Source organism: Roseibium sp. M-1, assembly GCF_054515675.1.
In genome coordinates, this window is sequence record NZ_CM137257.1 from 6432703 (window position 1) to 6452342 (window position 19640).

Below are 19640 nucleotides of genomic sequence, written 5' to 3' on the forward strand. Positions count from 1 at the left end.
GCATCACTGCGGAGCCGGCAGGATTTGTCTGTGCGTCAGCTTTATGGCGGGTGTTGCGGGATTGCAATTATTTGCGAGGGGAAACCGTATAAACTTCCGGTCTATATTCTTTTATTTCAACAAGTTAGGTGTTTCCGGATGTTTCCTCTTTCTTTGCCAGGGAAACCAGTTCGCCCATGAAATCGGATACCGAGGGACCCCGGTCGGCAACAAAGGGGGCCGGGCGGCAGACGGCGATGGCAGCGATGCCGATCCGTGCGGTCAAAAGACCGTTGACAACGCCTTCACCGAGACGCGCCGAGAGGCGGGCGGCAAGACCATGACCCAGAACCTGGGAGGCCAGGCTGTCACCGGCCGCCATGCCGCCGGTCACGGCCAGATGCGCCAGTACGTGCCGGGCGAGACGGAAGAAACCGAGCGTCCCGGGCCGGCCGCCATAAAGGGCGGAGAGGCGGCGGATGGTTCTCAGGTTCTCGAAGAGGACCGCCAGAAGATCGACAAGGGCACGTGGGCTGACGGCAGTGACGATGGAAACGCGCTTGGCGCTGTTCATGACGATCCGCCTTGCTTCCAGGTCGAGGGAGGCGAGGAGGTCCCGCTCGGCGAGCTTCACGAGATCCCGTCCGTCGATGACCTCGCGCATGTGGCCGGCCAGCACCTTGCGGCCCTGGGCCGTCTCGGGACGATCCCGGTAGAGCGCCATCAGCTCCTTCAGCCCAGCGGAGGCCGCCCTGGCGTCATCGGCTTCGGCGGCCGACTGGAGCCGGTCGCGAAGCTGGTCGATCTTGCCGAGACGCATGAGACCCGCGAGCTCCCGTGCGATCAGGCCGATCAGGCCGAGGGCGGCGAGCGCCGCAAGAGTGACACCCACCCAGCCGAGCCAGTCGGTGCGGGCGAAGAGATCCCGGATCAGGCTGTCGATGGCCAGACCGGCCGCGAGGGAGACCAGGCCGGACAGGCCGATCGTCAGCCATTTGCCGAACCGGAAGCCGGTTCTGGGGGTGCTCGCGGCCCGGGGCAGGCGGGGTTCCTCGTCCTCGTGGAAGGCCTGGGTGATCAGCGCCTCGCCGGCAGTGGGCTGGCGGGTTTCGTCGTCTGTCATCCGCACCTTGGCATCGTCGAGGCGAAAGGCGGTAGGCTTGCGGCCGGTCGGGGTCTCGGGTCCGGTCATGCCAAGCGGTCTCCGATCAGGAATTCAAGGGCGCGGTCAAGGCGGATGTGCGGCAGGGACAGGGTCAGGCCTTCCGCCGTCCTGTCGAGCTCGGGCGGGCGGAACCTCAGGAATTGCAGGTCTGCCTGGGCGGTTTGAAGGCTTGGGCGAAGTCCTTCAGACTTTGATTCAAGACGGGCAAACAGTTTTTCAGGATTGTCCGGCAAGTCACCGGGAAACATGGCGATTTCGGTTTCGCCATCGTAGGTGTCGCCATTCAGCCGCTCGCCTGGAAGCGGCGTCCCGAGGATGGCGGGCAGCTCTTCGCCGCGATGCTTTACGGTTGCTTCCCGCGTCGCACGGACCGCTGCCATGGCGAGCACCTCGACGTCCGCACCCTTGAAACGGGCACGCTCTTCGGCCCGGGCAACGAGCCGCTTCAGGATCGCCTCCAGGCGGTCATGGTCCGACCGGTGCAGATGGTCCGCCTTGGTCGCTGCGAAGAGGATCCTGTCGATCCGGCGCGAGAGGATCGACGATAGCCAGCTGCGGCGGCCCGGCCGGAAGGCGCCGAGCACTTCGGCGAGCGCGATCTCCAGATCCGCGATCGCATGCGGGCCGGCGTTCAGTGCAGGCAGCACGTCCACCAGAACGATCTGACGGTCGAGCCGCGCAAAGTGATTGCGGAAGAAGGGGCGGACCACATGGGCCTTGTAGGCCTCATAGCGCCGCTCCATCATGGCGCGCAAAGTGCCCGTGCGGGCAGCTGCTGCGTCCGCAGGGATATCGAGTGGAGCGAAAGTGAGGGCAGGGGAGCCGTCAAGATCGCCGGGCATCAGGAAGCGGCCGGGTGGCAGCATGGAGAGTGCGTGCGCGTCGGCCCGGCAAGCGGCCAGGTAAGCCTTGAAGCGCGAAGCCAGCTCCTGGGCCACTTGCTCGTTTTCCGGCTTGTCCGGATCGGCGGCGGCAATGGCCTGCAGGAAGGTATCGGAAATAGCGGCCCGGTTGCCGGCCCGCGCACGCTGCATCGCTTCGGCGCTGAAGGTCGCATAATCCTTGGCCAGAAGCGGCAGGTCCAGCAACCACTCGCCGGGATAGTCAATCAGATCGAGATGCAGGCGGCCGGGGCCAAGCTTGCGGTAAAGATAGGACGCGCTTTCATAGGTAATGGTAAGGCGCAGCTCGGACACCTGCCGGGTGGAGTCCGGCCAGACCCGTTCGTTCACCAGCGCGGCGACATGGGTCTCGTAGTCGAAGCGCGGCACGGCATCGTCCGGCTGCGGCTGCAGTCTCGCGCCCGTCATGCGATGACCGGCCGCCGCCTGGAAGAGCGGCAGGCGGCCGCCATGGACGAGATTGTGCACCAGGGCAGTCAGGAACACGGTCTTTCCCGCGCGTGCAAGCCCTGTCACGCCGAGACGCACGCTGGGGACGGCGAGGTCAGTCGCAGCACCGGCAAGATTGACCAGCGTCAGCCGGGTTTCTTCAGTCAGGGCAGTCAATGGGTTCACGAGGCGCCTCCAGCGCGTTCATGTAAGCGCGGGCGGGGCGGAGTGCAATCTTGCAGCGGCTCAGCCAAGCTCTTCCTTGAGGTCCCGTGGCTTGACGAACCGCTCCAGGTGTCCGGTGCCCGGCTGAAGCTCGGCCCAGTCGACGATGTCGAAATCAACCACAGCCAATGCCGCGGTCGGGAATTTCTCCTGAAGATCCGCCATGGCGCCGGCAGCGCTTGTACCGGCCAGGGTCAGGGCCGTGTCTTCCGTCGCCGGATTGTGGCCGATCACCATCAGGTTCTGCGCCCGGCCACCGAACTTGCGGATTGTCCCGAGATAGTCGTCCTCGCTCTGCTGATAGAGATCGGAGATCAGGTGGATCTGGGCTTCCTGCGGCAGATGGAGCAGAAGGCGTGCGAGCGTTTCCCGTGTCCTTTGTGCCGTGGAGCACAGGATCTGGTTCGGCAACAGGCCCTGCTCCTTCATGTATCCGGCCATCCGGATCGCGGCAGCCTTGCCGCGACTGTTCAGCGGGCGGTCTATATCGGCCAGATTGGCATCGCCCCAGTCGGATTTGGCGTGTCGGAATAGCAAGAGCCGCATGTGGTTTCCAGGATCTCCTGTTGGCTGGCGGGCCGGGACCCGGCAGGTCTTGCTACCGGGATCAATTCTGGTTGGCAAGCGCCTGGGTGAAAGCGGTGACGGCGGGGCCGACCTCGATCTCCTGCGTCGGCAGGGAATAGGACAGCCACAGTGTATAGTCTGCCGTGTCACCGGAGAAATACCAGAGCGTCTCGCACAGGCTTGCCGGCGTCCAGTTGCGGGTGCGGAAGGAGATGCCGGTCGCGGCAGCACCGGTCAGCTTGACCGGTTCGAATCCGGCGGCCTTGTAATTGCGTGAAAAGGTCAGCGCCTCGCGGCGCCCCGTTCCCTGGAGGTGCTTGCGCAGCACCGCCGTTATACCGTCCCGGCCGGTATAGATACAGCCGGCCTGGCTGACCGCGTCGCCTTCCATCACCTTGATCCGGTAAAAGACGCCGATCATGTCCGGGCAGCGCAGACCCGTGAAATGGCGCAGCCCTCCGACATCACTCTGCCAGCCGGCATCCTGCTCGGGCGGTACCTGGGCCGGTGCCGTTGTAACGGGCGAGGCCAGCATCAGCGCCACCAGCAGCGGCAGGCAGGCATTTTGGCGAAGTCGCGTCAGGGGCAGTCTCCCGTCAGGTGCGTTCCCGGCGTGCCATGAACGCCAGGCGTTCGAACAGATGCACGTCCTGCTCGTTTTTCAAAAGCGCGCCGTGCAGCGGCGGGATCAGTTTGGAGCTATCTTGTTGACGAAGGGTTTCAGGGTCGATGTCTTCGTTCAACAGCAGCTTGATCCAGTCGATCAGTTCCGAGGTCGACGGCTTCTTCTTCAGGCCCGGCACATCGCGTACATCGTAGAACAGGCGAAGGGCTTCATTCAAAAGGCGCTGCTTGATGCCAGGAAAATGAACCTCGACGATCTCTGTCATCGTTTCCGCATCGGGGAACTTGATGAAATGGAAGAAACAGCGGCGCAGGAAGGCGTCCGGCAGGTCCTTCTCGTTGTTGGAGGTGATGATGACGACGGGTCGCTGGCGTGCCTTGACCGTTTCTCCCGTCTCGTAGACATGGAATTCCATGCGGTCGAGTTCCAGTAGCAGGTCGTTGGGAAATTCGATGTCCGCCTTGTCGATCTCGTCGATCAGGAGAACAGGACGCTCGGGAGCGTCGAAGGCCTCCCAGAGCTTTCCCTTGCGAATATAGTTGTTGATGTCTTTTACGCGCTCGTCGCCCAGTTGGCTGTCGCGCAGGCGTGAGACGGCGTCATATTCGTAAAGACCCTGCTGCGCCTTGGTGGTGGACTTCACATGCCATTCGATCAGCGGCGCCTTCAGGGCCGCGGCTACCTCTTCGGCCAGCACGGTCTTGCCCGTTCCCGGTTCCCCTTTCACGAGGAGGGGGCGTTCCAGGGCAACCGCGGCATTGACCGCGACCCGCAGGTCTTCCGTGGCGATGTAACTTGCAGTTCCTTCAAAGCGCATGGGGCCGTCCGTTTTTTCTCAGTCGGGCGCAAGGTGGCAGGCCCTGCGCGCGGGTGCAAGCCCGTAAAAAGCGGGACCTGTCCCGCACGGCAATTATGAACAGTCCCGAAGGTGCGGGCGGGTAGTTTTTGCCTGCCGCAGCGCGCATTGCCGGGTGGGAAATCTTTTCAATAGTGCTCCATATTTTTCTAAGTAACTGTTTTTAATTGAGAAAGTCTTTTCTTCAGGAAATTGGCACGGCCTTTGCGGAGCAAGCTCGATTTTGGGCGCAAGCCCGCGTCGCAGTGCCCGATCTATCAAGAGGACCGAAAATGGGTATTTATGGGGCTATCAACTCGGCCGTCTCCGGACTGGCTGCGCAGGCCAAGGCGCTGGAAAACATTTCCGGTAACGTCGCCAACTCGCAGACCACCGGCTACAAGCGGCTCGACACGACTTTCTCCGATCTGGTTTCCGGTGGCGGTTCCAAGCAGGCCCAGCAGGTCTCCGGAACCACCTTTGCCACCTCGCGTGCCACCAACACGGTGCAGGGGGATATCAAGTCCGTCGACGTCGACACCTACATGGCCATCAACGGCGCCGGCTATTTCGTCGTGACCAAGGCGTCCGACGTGGTCGACGGCTCGACAACCTTTGCCGATGAGACCTTCTATACGCGCGCCGGCGATTTCGAGCGCGACAAGGAAGGCTACCTGATCAACAGCTCGGGTTATTACCTGAAGGGCTTCCCGCTGGATCCGGACACCGGAAACGCGATCGGCGACAATCCGACGGTCATCCAGATCGAGAATCAGCCGCTGGCTGCTTCCGCTACGACGACGGTCGACTATCAGGCCAACCTGCCACGCGTTCCGGCCACTGACGACTATGACGGAACAGACGAAGACACCGCTCTCCTGAACGCAACCGTCGGTGCAGGCAACGTCGCGGTTGCCGACGAGGCCGACTTCCTCGCCAGCTCCATCTCCGGCGGCTCGGTCACCATCTACAACCAGAACGGCACCGCGATGAACGTCGAGGTCCGTTATGCCAAGACGCTGAACTATGATGCCGGTGTTCCCCAGAACGACACCTGGACGATGTATATCGGGTCGGGCGGTGATGCGACCGATGCCTGGTACGATGTCGGCGATATCGAATTCGACAATACCGGTGCCATGACCAACTTGACCGCCGGTGTGGCTGGCGCGGTCAATGGCACGAGCGACGGCTTCACGCTGGCCTCGCTGACCATCGGCGGCACCACGGCCAGCAATGTGGAATTCTCCTTTGCTGACGGATCGCTGACCCAGTATTCCGACCCGGACGGGACGGCAAGTTCCGTTTCCCTGAATCAGGACGGTTATGCGGCCGGTGAACTGACCGGTGTTGCCGTCGATGCCTCGGGCCGTGTCATAGCCAGCTACTCCAACAACCAGCAGCGCCCGGTCTACCAGATCCCGCTCGCGACGTTCCAGGCCGAGCAGGACCTGCAGCGTGTCGACGGTGCTGCCTTCGCCGCCACCGCCGGCTCGGGCGATGCGGATCTTTCCGGTGGCGGACAGATCCTCGCCAAGAAGCTGGAACTCTCCAACGCCGATATCGCTGACGAGTTCTCCAAGCTGATCATCACCCAGCAGGCTTATTCGGCAAACTCGAAGGTCGTCACGTCTTCCGACCAGATGCTCGACGACGCCCTGAACATGGTCCGGTAACACACATTGGGCCGGCGGGGTCTGACCCGCCGGCCTGAATGGCCAAGTCGCGTTTCACGAAGGAGAAGCCGCCATGGGTCTGACAAGCGCCCTCAATACCGCGGTTTTCGGAATTACCTACAATCAGCGTCAGCTGGACGTCACCGCGTCCAACATCGCGAACGCGGACGCGGCCGGCTATTCCAAAAAGATCATTTCGGCGAACGTCTATTTCGACGGGCTCGGCAATGTCGCGGGGATGAATGCGACGGAAGTCCGCCGCATCGTCAACGAACAGGTTCAGGCCGACTACTTCAACTCGCTCGCCGATACGAATTACTCGAGGCAGATCGCCGACTACACCGATCGGCTGGACGATATTTTCGGCACGATCGACGACAAGAGTTCCCTCTCCGCACTTGCCGGAAACCTCTCCTCCGCGCTTGCAAACCTGGTGAACAACCCCGGCAACTACGCCTCGCAGAAAGATGTTGTTGCGGCCGCGGAAGCCTTCGCCCGGGAAATCAGCTCTTCCTACGACCAGATCGCGGATCTGCGCCAGGAAACAGACGACATTCTCTCGCTGCAGACCAAGGCGGTCAACGATCTGCTCGCCGGCATCGAGGACATTGACGAATCCATAAAGAACGCCGCCCAGTCTGGAATTTCCACGGCGGACATGGAAGATGAGCGCGACCGTCTGATCGAGCAGCTGTCGGGTTATCTCGACATCGATGTGAGGGAGGGGACGAACAGTTCGCTGACCATCCGCACGGCCAATGGCAATCAGCTTTATGCGGACGGTCAGGCTTCCACGGTGACGTTCGATCCGACCCACCTTCTGCAGCCTGGCCAGGCTGGAAATTCGGTGATGGTGAGAACGCCGGGCGGCACGACCTACGATCTTCTGGCCTCGTCCAAATCCGGATCGATGCTTGCGATGGCCGAACTCCGTGACGACATTCTGGCCGAAGCGCAGACCCAGCTCGACACCATTGCCGCGGAAGCGTCCCTGGCCTTTTCCAATGTTACGGTGGACAGCACCGCAACCACCGTCGGTCTCGATAGCGGGTTTGACCTGGATGTTTCAGCACTGCAGCCCGGCAACAAGATTACGCTGGAATACACCGATGCGGGTGGTATTCCGCAAACCGTCACGCTTGTGGCGGTCAGCGATGCGTCGCTGTTGCCCCTGGACAATTCCGCGACCGCGAACCCGAACGACACTGTTTTCGGTATCGACATCTCGAGCGGCGTGCCGGCGACCTACATCACCAACATCACCGCCGCACTTGCCGGCACAGGGCTGCTGGTCAGCAATGACGGTTCGGACAATCTCCGCGTTCTGGGCGATAACACCGCGCCGACAAGTGTGGAAAGCCTCTCAGCCAATGTGACGGTAACCGCCAATTCCGATCAGGGCCTGGGTCTGGCGATATTCGTCGATCAGCGCGCGGGAACGGACCTTTTCACCGACTCCCTGGAAGATGGCGGCCAGCGGGTTGGGTATGCGGCCGGTATCCGCGTCAACCCGGATCTGCTGGCTGACAGCGCGCTTCTGGTGAACTACCAGACCACGCCGACGGCGAACACGACGAACGACCCGGCGCGCGCGCAATACTTGTCCGACGCCTTTAGCGTGGGCACGGGCTATTATTCCCCGTCGAGCGGCATCGGCAGTTCCTCCACTCCCTTCCAGGGATCCGTGATCGACTTCGTCAACCAGACCGTTGCCTATCAGGGCAACCAGGCGGAAGACGCTGCGACCTACGCAGACTCCAAGGAAGCGCTGACGACCAATTTGGCGATCCGATACGAGGAAAGCTACGCGGTCGACCTCGATACCGAACTTGCCTTCATGGTTCAGCTTGAAAATGCCTACGCGGCCAATGCCCGCGTGATGCAGGCCATCAAGGAGCTCTTCGAAGAGCTCCTGAACATCGTCTAAGGTGCGTCATGACCGTCTCTTCCATCACCACGTCCCGGACTTACCTGACACGGCAGCTTGGCGAGCTGAACGACCTTCTGGCGGACAAGACGACCAAGCTTGCCCGGGGCAAGGTGGGAACGACATATGGCGACGTCGGCGACCGGCGGCTACTCGATATCCAGCTGACCCAACGAGTGGGCATGATCGAGAGTTACCAGCAGACGATCACCATCTCGAACCTGCATCTGCAGACCATGACCATGTCACTGGAAAGGCTGGAGGATATCCGCCAGGACGCCAAGGGCGCGCTCGATACGAACGATTTCGTTCTGCAAAACGATGGCCAGACGCAGACGCAATCGCGCGCCAAACTGCTCTTGAGCGAAGCGCTGAACATTCTCAACACCGAGATTGCGGGCTTCTACGCCTTCGGCGGCACTGATGCCGTCCAGGACCCGGTTGCCAAGATCGACGCGATCCTGGACGGGGCAGGTGGGCTTGACGGCCTCAGGACCGTGATGAGCGAATATCAGCAGGCCAATCTCGGCGCCGGCAATACCGGCCGGACGACGACGTCTGCCCTGGTGACCAACTACGCCGGCGCAGTGCCAACGGATTCTACCTTCACCATTTCCGAGGATGGCGCGCACGATTTCGGGTTCGATATCTCCGCAGTCACCTCCACCCTGAGCAACGTTGCCATTACCGGCCCAGGCGGCACGGATCCGGACAGCTTCGACGTGCAGTTCACCGGACAGCCTGAACTTGGGGAAACCATCACGGTCGAATTCACGCTGCCGCCCGATCACACCGAGACGATTTCAATCGAGTTCACCGCGGCTGCCACTGACGAGGGGGACGGCTCCTTTGCAATCGGTGCCGACCTTGAAGAAACGGCGCAGAACCTTCGTGACGCACTGGAGGCGGAAATCCAGCGGCAGGCGGAAACAACGCTCAAGGCCGTTTCGGACGAGTGGGCGGCGGAAGAGTTCTTCAGCACCTATAATGGCGAAGAGCCGCAGCGCGTTGACGGTCCGCCCTTTGATACCGCAACGGCACTTGTCGGTGGCGGATCGACGACGCTCGCCTGGTATACGGGCCGCAACACGACAACCACCGATCCGCGTACCGACAAGAATGCGATCATCGACAGCAATCTGAGCGTCAGCTACGGCGTCAGGGCCAACGAAACCCCTTTGAAGGAATTGGTGCAGTCCCTGGCTGCATTCGTTGCCGCGGACTTTTCCGGCGGTACGACGATAGATGAGGAATATTACAACGCCTTGTCGACCAACCTCAGAACCACGCTGCAGCCCCCAGGGGTCGATCAGTCCGGGATCACCGATATTGCGACGGACATCGCAATCACCCATCGAACCGTATCGCTGACGAAAGACCGTCACGTGCAGACCAAGAGCACCTATGAGGCAACGATCGCGGAAATCGAGGGCATCGACCAGAACCAGATCGCCGCGGAGATCCTGCAGCTGCAGACGAACATAGAGGTCTCTTACCGGGCATCCTCGATCGTCTTCAGCCTGACGTTGTCGGATTATCTGTAAGAGGTCACGAGGGCGGGCACTGTCGCCGGTCCGGCAGGGTAATTTTTTCCGGAACCTTCAATCAGAAAGGCCGGCCGTTTTCACGGCCGGCCTTTCTTTTTGCGTCAGTCCGGTGCGCCGGATCAGGACCTGAGTCCCTCGGCGATCGACCGGTTGATGCTGATAAGGGTGTCCAGCTTGCTGGAATCGTCCGTCGTGATGACGGTCATTGTCTGCTTGAACACGAATACGCCGAGCGTGGCAATGTTGTTCTTGATTTCCTGGGGCAACTGACTTTCCGGGCTCGTCGCCGACGTTACCAGGATCGTCCAGAGCTTGCGGTTATAGACCAGTGCGTCGTCTTTTTCCGCGAGCGAAGACTCTGTCCATTCATCCTTGATCAACTGCAGCCGGGCTGCGGCTTTCATCAGCAGATTCGCTTCCAGCTCCCGCGGTGACACTGCCGCCACCTGGCTTGTTTTCTGGTAAGCCTGCGCTGCCTGCTTGTACATGACTGATCAGCGTCCCTTCATACTCGATGAGCTTGCGTGCTTCTTTCAGTGCTTTATAGAAGGCGCCGGTTAGGATGGCGTTACTAATCCTGGTAACATAAGGGATCGTACTCGGCGCGGCTTTCACGATGTCGTTGACAAGGACGAAGTAACTCTCCTGAATCTTTTCCATGTCAGTTGACAGATACATCAGCTGAACGGCGAGATAGACCCGTTTTGCTGGCGTATCCGCGGTGGCCGGCGTGAGAATGTCCTTTTCTCGCAGAATGGGAGCCTGGCCTTCGATAAAGAGGCGAGTCCGCTGATTGTCATTGGTGATGACACTTTCCCCAATGATAATCCGTTCGCCCGGTTTCAGCTCGACCTTGAGCGCCATTCCGTGACCTCCACGCATAAGTATCGCCGCGAAACGTTAACGAATTCGTTAATGAGTGCTGCTGACACCTTAATGAAAAATGTCATCGGTGTTAACCGAAGAGGCTCAAGACGCTCTGGTCTGCCTGGTTGGCCAGGGACAGGGCAGTGGACGAGAGTTGCTGGCGCGTTTGCAGAGCCAGCATGTTCGCGCCTTCCTCGTTCATGTCCGCGATGGTCAGGTGTCCTGCACCGACTTCGAGCGTATTGATCAGGTTTTGCGTGAAATCGGTCCGGATTTCAACCGTTGAAAGCGCCGTACCCATCGAACGTGCGGCAGACCGCAGTTCGTCCAGGGCCGCATTGATCGCCTGCAGCGTTCGGTCGATATCCGTGTCGGACTTGAATTCCGAAGCCGCGGCCGACAACGAGACGGTTCCAGAGGTTGTTCCGAGCGTCAGCCGATTGAAATCTGTATTGCTGCTCGAAACGTCAAAGGAAACTTCGCCGATAAGACTGATACTGCCGCCGGAGAATGTCGCGTCCAGGCCCTTCACGTTGTTGATGAAGGTCACAAGGTCACTGACAGTGGTTTCTTCATCGATCTCGATGGACGCCGGTTCAAAGCCGTTGCCGTCGGTAATGGTGATTGTGTCACCTGCCTGAAAACCACCCGAAGTGATCAGGGTTGCCGTAGAGCTGAGGGCCGAGACGGAAACAAGAGTTGCCGCACCCGTTGCTGCCCCGCCGCCGGTTGCGGTACTCGGCGCGCCGGCCGCGGCATCCTTGGCAATGCTTACCGAGGCATTCAGCCCGGAGACGATAGTGATCGAATCGGTCGCTTCGTCGAAATACGCATGAACGCCACTCAGTTCGTCGAGTGCATCGACATAGTCTTGAACCGTGACGATATCGGTGCCCACGGTCAGCGTCACGGTACCGGTTGCGCCGGCAATGGTGACATGGTCGCCTGCTTGCCAGTTCACAAGGTCGGTCAGGTTGGAAGAGGCCTGCAGCCCGGTCAGGGTCAGGGTGGCAGAGCCGCCATAAAGGTTGAAGGCCGAGGTGCCCGTGCCTCCCGCGTCGAGGTCGTCGAGGTTGAGACCGTCATCCAGCGTCGTATCGGTGAAATCGACCGGATTGACCGTCAGGTTCGACGTGCTGTCCTCGTTGAAGATGACTTCCAGCTCGTTGCCGGCGCCTGCCAGAAGGTTCTTGCCCTTGTAGCTGGAGTCGCGCGCCATGTCCTCGATCTGCTCCAGCAGATCGTTGTACTGGCTGGTGAACTGCTTGCGTTCGTATTCGCTGGACGTCTGAAGTGCCTGGTTGGCGATCGCCTTGGCCGATTCGACCAGCTTGGTGATCGAGGTGAGGCCCTTGTCGGCTGCCTTGATGGTCTGGACGGCCTGGCCCATGTTGTCCAGAAGGTTGGCGAGATCGCTCGCCCGGTCGTTCAGCGATTGTGCGGTAAAGTAGGAATTCGGATTGTCGAGGGCCGTATTGACCTTAAGCCCTGTTGCCAGGCGCGTCTGCGTAATCGACTGCAAATCCGCCGTCTGTTTCAGCGACAGGAGATTGTCCCGGACAGCACTGGAGAGAACAATATCAGGCATCAGACTTCACCGCTTTTCCTATCAGGGTCTCGCCAAGTGCGTTGTTCGGACTTCTGCAGTCGTTCCAACGGCTTTGACGAAAATCTAAATGGAAAGTTAATCACTGATGCACGAATTAACGTCCTGTAAATAAAAGTTACCAAAAGATTTCTCTTAAGGGACTGAAAAATATACGGAAATTTTTTTAACTGCGAACAGTAGTCGACTTGCAATAGAAAAACGGCGGGCTTTGGACCCGCCGTTTCTTTCGTATTTGCGTGAGTCGCGGCTGCGACTGATTCTCTTTGTTTAGAAGAGGGATAGCACGGTCTGGTCCGCCTGGGAGGCGAAGGACAGAGACGTGGAAGCAAGCTGCTGACGGGTCTGAAGGGCCAGCAGGTTTGCACCTTCTTCGTTGGTATCGGCCAGGGTCAAGAGACCTGCACCTTCCTGCAGAGTATTGATCATCGTCTTGGTGTAATCTTGACGGATCTCAACGGTCGACAGGTTGGTACCGAATTCGGAAGCCTGGGAGCGCAGGTTGCCGAGGGCGGTATTCAGGCGGTCGATCACCCGGTTGATGGCGCTGTCGGTCGCAAAGCCGCTGTCCGAAAGCGCGGAGAGCGTTACACCCGACGTGTTGGCCGTGAAGCCGCTGCTCGCGAAGTCTGAGTTGTCGCTGGTCAGGGACAGATCGACATCGGAGGTGATGTCGAGGCGCCCTGAGGTTGCGTTGAACGAAGCCGTGACACCGTTGAAGTCACCGATGAAGTTGACCAGGTCATCAACAGTGGAGTCGTCCTCGATTTCAAAGGAACCCAATTCGAAGCCGTTGCCATCTGTCAGGGTGAGCGTGTCACCGATCGCAAAGGACCCGGTATCGGCCAGGATAGCACCCGTGCTTGCCAGCGCGGTTGCAGCCACTTCGAAGGTCGACAGAGCTGCGGAGTGGGTATCGACCGTATCAGAGATATGGAAATCCTGATCGCTGTAGATGGTCAGTTCACCCGAGGTTTCGTCGAATTCTGCACGAACGCCAGCAATGCCGTTCAGGCTGTCGACCAGGTCCTGCACGGTCGCACCGGCGGTAACCGTACCGGCACCGGCGATGACTGCATTCGGAGATGCAATCGCGTTCACGAATTCCAGGGTGGTCGTGGTCGAGATCACGTTGGAGTCGGACAGCGAGGAGCTGGAGTTCAGCGTCGTCGTGCCGTCGGTCAGCGTTATCGTCGTCTTGCCGCCCTGAAGGTTGAACGAGGTCGTCGAGCCCTGGCCTTCAGCCAGATCCGACAGGTTCAGACCGGTGGACAGGGTGGTGTCGGTGTAGTCGACAGCCTCGATGGTCAGCTTGGAGGTCGAATCTTCGTTGAAGATCGTGGTCAGGTCGTTGCCGTCGCCTGCGAGCAGGTTCTTGCCCTTATAGGAGCTGTCCTTCGCGACGTCTTCGATCTGCTCGAGCAGGTCGTTGTACTGCTCGGTGAAGCGCTTGCGCTCGTACTGGCTCTGGGTCTGAAGGGCCTGGTTGGCTTTCGCCTTTGCGGTTTCAACCAGATCGGTGATCGTCTGGATACCTTTGTCCGCTGCCTTCAGGGTCTGCAGGGACTGGCCCATGTCGTCCAGAAGCGTGGACAGGTCGCTGGCGCGGGAGTTGAGGCCGGAGGCGGTGAAGAAGCTGTTCGGATTGTCCAGAGCGGAGTTCACCTTCATACCGGTCGCCAGTTTGTTCTGGACACCGGACATCAGATCGGCTGTGGACTGGAGAGTGAGGAGGTTCTGCCGCACGGCGGCGGACAAGGTAATGTCCCTCATGTGATTTATCCCTTTCCTGGGTCAAAATTTCATCTGCTCGTCCTGAGCAGGTTGGGACCGATCTTCATCCGTTAACCTTAATCATTGGTTAAACGCTTGAAAAATAGGGTTACTGAAACGTTAAGCGTTGGTGTGGCCCTGATAGAAATTGCAGCGGATTCTCGAATTGCGCAGCGTTGCGGATTTCAAATCCTGCCAGTGTCGGAAATGCGGGGGGAGGGATCGAGATCACCGCGGAGCTGAAGGGTTCCGCGATTTTTTATGCGGTGCCGGGTTCAAATCGGCGAGGGGACATAAATTTTCCGCCCGTTGCACGCTTTGGCCATCCACGTGGCCGGCCTTTGCAGGGATAATGGCGCGGTACAGGTTTGGCGGTAATCAAATTTCAAAAGCAGAAAAGCGGGCCGGGGCCCGCTTTTCAACGTTGGTGTGAAGTTCTTGTGGCTTAGAAGAGCCGCAGAACGTTCTGGTCTGCCTGCGCTGCGAAGGACAGCGAGGTGGAGGCAAGGCTCTGGCGAGTCTGCAGGGCCAGAAGGTTTGCACCTTCTTCGTTGGTGTCGGCCAGGGTCAGCAGGCCGGCGCCTTCTTCCAGCGTGTTGATCAGGTTCTTGGTGAAGTCCTGACGGTTTTCCACGATCGAAAGGTTGGTACCGAATTCGGACGCCTGGGTCCGAAGGCTGCCGAGGGCGGTGTTCAGACGGTCGACGACACGGTTGATGTCGCTGTCCGTTGCAAAACCGCTGTCAGACAATGCGGAGAGGGAAACACCAGTCGTGTTCGCCGCAAAGGCGCTGCTCGCGAAGTCCTCATTGTCGCTCGTCAGGGACAGATCGACTTCAGAAGTGATGTCGAGACGGCCCGAAGACGAGTTGAACGAGGCAGAAACGCCCTGGAAGTCGTTGATGAAATTGACCAGATCCTCAACGGAGGTGTCCGATTCGATTTCCAGTGCACCCAGTTCGTAACCGTTGCCGTCGGTGAGCGTCAGCGTATCGCCAACAGCGAAGGAACCGGTATCGGAGAGGAGCGAACTCGTGCTTGCCAGCGCGGTTGCAGCCACTTCGAAGGTCGACAGGGCTGCGGAGTGCGTGTCGACAGTGTCGGAGATATGGAAATCTTCGTCACTGTAGATGGTCAGCTCACCGGACGTGTCGTCGAATTCTGCGCGAACACCGGCAATGCCGTTCAGGCTGTCGACCAGGTCCTGCACGGTCGCACCGGCAGTAACCGTACCGGCGCCGGCGATGACTGCATTCGGAGATGCAATCGCGTTCACGAATTCCAGGGTGGTCGTGGTCGAGATCACGTTGGAATCGGACAGCGAGGAGCTGGAGTTCAGCGTCGTCGTGCCGTCGGTCAGCGTAATCGTCGTCTTGCCGCCCTGAAGGGTGAACGAGGTCGTTGCGCCCTGGCCTTCTGCCAGGTCCGACAGGTTCAGACCGGTGGAGAGGGTGGTGTCGGTGTAGTCGACTGCATCGATGCTGAGCTTGGAGGTCGAATCTTCGTTGAAGATCGTGGTCAGGTCGTTGCCGTCGCCTGCGAGCAGGTTCTTGCCCTTGTAGCCTGCGTCCTTCGCCAGGTCTTCGATCTGAGTCAGGAGTTCATTGTACTGGGCGGCAAACTGCTTGCGCTCGTACTGGCTCTGCGTCTGCAGGGCCTGGTTTGCCTTCGCCTTGGCGGACTCAACCAGCTTGGTGATGCTGGAGATGCCCTGATCCGCAGCCTTCAGCGTCTGAACGGACTGGCCCATGTCGTCCAGCAGAGTGCTGAGATCGTTCGCACGGGAAGTCAGGCCGGAGGCGGTGAAGAAGCTGTTCGGATTGTCCAGAGCGGAGTTCACTTTTTTACCGGTCGCCAGTTTGTTCTGGACGTCCGACATGAACTGAGCCGTGGACTGGAGGGTGTTAAGGTTCGCGCGAACTGCGCTGGACAGGGTGATATCGCCCATGATGTGTCCTTTCTAGGAGTACAAGATACAGGGGCCCTTCCTGGACCCGGCTCACATCTATCAACCTTCCGCGGTAACAAGTTCTAAACAAACATGGTTAGCGCTTGTTAACCTTAACAAGATGTTAAATGGTGTTGAGCAGCAGTGCGCCACGAATGATTGAGGATATTGTTTCGAAATACTTTTCCGTCCCTGATCGGGCGTGGATGAAGTCTGTTGCCGGAGCAGCAGAGCCTGGGAGACAGCCAGGCTCCGGCCATCAGGCAGTCTGCATGGGAAGGGGGCCGCAAGGCCCGTCGGCAGAAAGTGTTAACCGGGTGCTCCTGCGGCCCAGGGTGGCGCTGTCCGGTTTGCGCGCAACGCGTCCCCGGCAAACGTGAGGCGGCCGGCGTTCTGTGCCGAATTGGAGGAAGGTTTCCGGCGGCTGCCGCGATACCTATTAAAGAAGGGTCGAAAAACAAAAACAGCCCCGGCAAGGGGCTTCGGTAAACGCGCCGTGTAGGGAAGGCGTGCAGCGAAGGCAACACATATGAGCGTGCGGCGGTTGCTGCCGGAGAGAAACGGCCTGTCAGATCACCCGCTGGAAGGGGGCCGGCGTGTCTTGCGTCTGCTGGCTTTCTACCGTCTTGGTATAGGCGCGCAGCCGCAACAGCGTTTCGCTCGGGATTTGGCGAACGACCTGGCCTGTTTCCGTATTTGTGGCCACATAGATCAGGCTTTCGCTTTCCGGGTCCACTACATTGCGGCGTTCCACGGTCGGCGTGATCGGATCCTGAAGGCGGCGCGGATCGCGTTGGTTGTTCGCTGCACGCTTGCCGTTTTCGGTCTCGGCCGACGGTGCCACTGTCTCTTCGACCGGCAGGTCTGTCTGCGTGCTTGGGGCATTCCGCTCCGGAGCCCTCGTAACCGGCGTGATCGCCGTATACGTCGGCGATGGCGGCCGGGCTAGTCCCGTGTCCAACATCTTTCCCTCCGGGTGACAAGATACATATACCCGTTCACCCTCCAATATAACGTAAGGGAATGAATCCTCCGTTAACGGAATGATTAGAAATTTACAGGACGGAATCTATCCGCTTGTGGCCGTTCCTGATTCGTTGCCGCATCGGATCGATTGCCGGTATTTCGTGGCCTCGTCAGCTTTTCCGATATCTCAAAACGGCAAAAAGCCCCCGTTACGGGAGCTTTGCGGTTGTAAAGCCAAACCGGGCGGCCGGCTAGTGGAGCGAATTTGACATTTGAGTCCCGCTCGCGGCGAGGCTGATGCTCAAATGTCAAATTCAAAAGCTCCACTAGAATCATATATCTATCTAGTGGTTCTTATAATTCTGACATTTGCTCCAGCGCTAGCAGCAGGAGGATGCAAATGTCAGAATCGAACCACTAGTTCAGCCGTGGCGGTAGACTTCAGAGAGACTGATTGACTGCTATGCCCCGGGCTGACTGGGGACCCGTCGGTGCCGAGCCGTTGCGCCCGTAAGTCGTCGGTGCGTTCGCGTTCTTGGCGCCCGCGGCCTTGGCAACCGTCGCTACAATGGAGCTGGCGACGTCCCGGGCAGTCGACAGGACGGCGAGGTTGATGCGCAGCACGGGCTGGAATTCGCCGTGCTGACGCCGGAGTGACTGGGTTGCGGCGGGAGCCAGGTTGCCGAGGGCGACAGCGTGTTCCTTCGCCGTCAGCATACCGCGCGTGTATTCATGGATCAGCCGCGCCTTGTCGGCCTGAAGTTCGCCTGCTTCCCGCAACTTGCCGGCCCGCACAAGGTCGGTTTCCATTTCGATCACCGACAACAGGGCTTCCATCGTGCCGGAAAGGGCGGAACAGAACTGGTCGGCTTCCAGCGGACTGGTTGGCCGTTCCAGCGAGAACGGAAAGGCTGTTGTATTGGGTTGTGCGGTCATTGTGCCCCCTCCTGCAATTTGAGCAGTTCGCGTTCGACGCTATCGGCCAGGCCGATACCGCCGTTCTCGGCAATGTTGCGTGCATATTCATCGATCAGGAGGCTCTGCCAGGCATCCGCCCCGTGACCGCTGCCCCAGGTCCCGCCCTCCTGAAGGCCGGTGAACATGTTCTGGAGCATGGTGTTCAGGAAAACCGCCTCGAAATCCTCCGCTGCGGCCCGGACCGCGGTCTTGTCGGTCGGGTCGACACCGCGCAGCGTGTCGTGCGGCATCTGCTGGATCGAGGAAGGTGAAATCTGGGACAGCATCACAGCACCTCGATGTCGGCCTGGAGGGCACCGGCTGCCTTGATGGCCTGCAGGATCGAGATCATGTCGCGCGGGCCGATGCCGAGGGCGTTGAGGCCATCGACCAACTGCTTCAGCGTGACGGTTTCCGGAACGATGGCCAGCTTGGAGTCGCTCTCGTCGATGGAGACTTCGGAGCGCGGCACAACTGCCGTCTGACCGCCGGAGAAGGGCAGGGGCTGCGAAACTTGCGGAGATTCGGCGATCGTGACTGTCAGGTTGCCCTGGGCGACGGCGACCATAGACACTCTCACGTCCTGGCCCATGACGATGATGCCGGAATTTTCGTCAATCACGATGCGCGCGGCAAGGTCCGGTTCGACGATCAACTGCTCGATATCGGTCAGAAGATCGACAATGTTGCCGTCATATTGCTGCGGCAGGTCGATGCGCACCGTCGCCGGGTCGAGCGGTTCGGCCGTCGGCATGCCGATGAGTTCGTTGACGGAGAGAGCGATGCGGCGGGCTGTGGTCAGGTCCGGATTGCGCAGCGCCAGGCGAAGTGTGGTCAGCGACGCCAGCTTGAAGTCCAGTTCGCGTTCCACAAGACCGCCATTGGCGATGCGGCCGGCCGTCGGGACGCCCCGGACGACGGAAGCGGCATCCGCCTGGGCCGAGAAGCCGCCGATTGCCACCGAGCCTTGTGCGATCGCATAGACTTCGCCGTCTGCACCGACCAGCGGCGTGACCAGAAGCGTGCCGCCCTGGAGTGATTCAGAATCGCCAAGAGAGCTGACATTCACATCGATGCGCGTGCCCTGGGTGGAAAAGGGCGGCAGATTGGCGGTGACCATCACGGCGGCGACGGTGTTGGTGTTGAGGTCGACGTTGCGGGTGTTGACACCAAGCCGTTCCAGCATCGCCTGCAGGCTCTGCTGGGTGAAGGGCGAGTTGTTGAGGCTGTCACCGGTGCCGTTGAGACCGACCACGAGGCCATAGCCGATCAGCTGGTTTTCGCGGATGCCTTCGAAGTCGGCAATGTCCTTGATCCGGGACGCAGCGCTTGCCGGTTCCAGAAGCGCCACCGCTGCCAGCACGGCAGCCGCACCAAAAAGCGCGGCCCTCCTGAAGCCTCCGAAAATCTTGTCAGCCAGCTGTTGCATACCCGTCTCAGCCCGTTGTTCTCTCGTCCGGCTTGCGATGCCGGGGCATTATTGCTCGATTTGCGTAATGCGAGAGCCGTGCCATTTTCACCAAGGCACGGAATCTTTCCGGAAAAGTGACCGGATTCTGCGCCGTTTGCTGATAAGATGGTGAGCATATCCACTCAAAACTGTCGAATTGGGTTAATGAAACGCAGTCATTGGTCGGCAAATATTG

The 19640-nt window shown here is 59.8% G+C and carries 17 protein-coding genes; 3 read left to right on the forward strand and 14 right to left on the reverse strand.

Going from position 1 to position 19640, the window contains the following annotated elements:
* Positions 1–124 precede the first annotated feature (124 nt).
* The 5 genes from ACX3M4_RS28975 to ACX3M4_RS28995 form a co-directional block, all read right to left on the reverse strand.
* Positions 125–1171, reverse strand: a complete 1047-nt coding sequence (locus tag ACX3M4_RS28975) for a YcjF family protein (protein WP_459356394.1) — start codon at positions 1169–1171, stop codon at positions 125–127.
* Positions 1168–2661 (reverse strand): YcjX family GTP-binding protein, encoded by a 1494-nt coding sequence (locus ACX3M4_RS28980; protein ID WP_459356395.1) that lies wholly within the window; start codon positions 2659–2661, stop codon positions 1168–1170. Before ACX3M4_RS28980 ends, ACX3M4_RS28975 begins: the two co-directional genes overlap by 4 nt.
* Positions 2662–2721: 60 nt before the next feature.
* On the reverse strand, positions 2722–3246 hold the full coding sequence (locus ACX3M4_RS28985; protein ID WP_459356396.1) for a SixA phosphatase family protein: 525 nt from the start codon (positions 3244–3246) through the stop codon (positions 2722–2724).
* A 61-nt stretch (positions 3247–3307) separates the two neighbouring features.
* Entirely contained in the window at positions 3308–3802 is a 495-nt protein-coding gene (locus ACX3M4_RS28990) for a hypothetical protein (protein ID WP_459356397.1), read from the reverse strand.
* Between the two features lie 61 nt (positions 3803–3863).
* Positions 3864–4709, reverse strand: a complete 846-nt coding sequence (locus ACX3M4_RS28995; protein WP_459356398.1) for an AAA family ATPase — start codon at positions 4707–4709, stop codon at positions 3864–3866.
* A gap of 311 nt (positions 4710–5020) precedes the next feature.
* Here ACX3M4_RS28995 and ACX3M4_RS29000 point away from each other — a divergent pair, with 311 nt between their 5' ends.
* From ACX3M4_RS29000 to ACX3M4_RS29010, 3 genes are all read left to right on the forward strand, one after another.
* A complete protein-coding gene (locus ACX3M4_RS29000; protein WP_459356399.1) occupies positions 5021–6403 on the forward strand; it encodes a flagellar hook protein FlgE in 1383 nt (460 codons plus the stop codon).
* A gap of 73 nt (positions 6404–6476) precedes the next feature.
* Positions 6477–8330, forward strand: a complete 1854-nt coding sequence (gene flgK, locus ACX3M4_RS29005) for a flagellar hook-associated protein FlgK (protein ID WP_459356400.1) — start codon at positions 6477–6479, stop codon at positions 8328–8330.
* A gap of 8 nt (positions 8331–8338) precedes the next feature.
* Positions 8339–9874: a flagellar protein gene (locus tag ACX3M4_RS29010; RefSeq protein ID WP_459356401.1), complete on the forward strand. Its 1536-nt coding sequence runs from the start codon at positions 8339–8341 to the stop codon at positions 9872–9874.
* 122 nt (positions 9875–9996) lie between these two features.
* On the opposite strand, the gene flaF is transcribed toward ACX3M4_RS29010, so the two are convergent.
* From flaF to ACX3M4_RS29055, 9 genes are all read right to left on the reverse strand, one after another.
* A complete protein-coding gene (flaF, locus tag ACX3M4_RS29015) occupies positions 9997–10323 on the reverse strand; it encodes a flagellar biosynthesis regulator FlaF (protein ID WP_459356402.1) in 327 nt (108 codons plus the stop codon).
* A complete protein-coding gene (flbT, locus tag ACX3M4_RS29020; RefSeq protein ID WP_459356403.1) occupies positions 10244–10741 on the reverse strand; it encodes a flagellar biosynthesis repressor FlbT in 498 nt (165 codons plus the stop codon). Before flbT ends, flaF begins: the two co-directional genes overlap by 80 nt.
* Positions 10742–10832: 91 nt before the next feature.
* On the reverse strand, positions 10833–12332 hold the full coding sequence (locus tag ACX3M4_RS29025; protein ID WP_459356404.1) for a flagellin N-terminal helical domain-containing protein: 1500 nt from the start codon (positions 12330–12332) through the stop codon (positions 10833–10835).
* Positions 12333–12620: 288 nt separating this feature from the next.
* A complete protein-coding gene (locus ACX3M4_RS29030; RefSeq protein WP_459356405.1) occupies positions 12621–14123 on the reverse strand; it encodes a flagellin N-terminal helical domain-containing protein in 1503 nt (500 codons plus the stop codon).
* 445 nt (positions 14124–14568) lie between these two features.
* Positions 14569–16071 carry a flagellin N-terminal helical domain-containing protein gene (locus ACX3M4_RS29035; protein ID WP_459356406.1) on the reverse strand — a complete coding sequence of 501 codons (1503 nt, stop codon included), beginning with the start codon at positions 16069–16071 and terminating at the stop codon, positions 14569–14571.
* A 568-nt stretch (positions 16072–16639) separates the two neighbouring features.
* Positions 16640–17035: a hypothetical protein gene (locus tag ACX3M4_RS29040; protein ID WP_459356407.1), complete on the reverse strand. Its 396-nt coding sequence runs from the start codon at positions 17033–17035 to the stop codon at positions 16640–16642.
* 443 nt (positions 17036–17478) lie between these two features.
* Positions 17479–17973: a flagellar protein FlgN gene (locus ACX3M4_RS29045; protein WP_459356408.1), complete on the reverse strand. Its 495-nt coding sequence runs from the start codon at positions 17971–17973 to the stop codon at positions 17479–17481.
* Positions 17970–18281 (reverse strand): rod-binding protein, encoded by a 312-nt coding sequence (locus ACX3M4_RS29050; RefSeq protein ID WP_459356409.1) that lies wholly within the window; start codon positions 18279–18281, stop codon positions 17970–17972. Before ACX3M4_RS29050 ends, ACX3M4_RS29045 begins: the two co-directional genes overlap by 4 nt.
* Entirely contained in the window at positions 18281–19423 is a 1143-nt protein-coding gene (locus tag ACX3M4_RS29055; RefSeq protein ID WP_459356410.1) for a flagellar basal body P-ring protein FlgI, read from the reverse strand. Before ACX3M4_RS29055 ends, ACX3M4_RS29050 begins: the two co-directional genes overlap by 1 nt.
* Between the last annotated feature and the right edge of the window lie 217 nt (positions 19424–19640).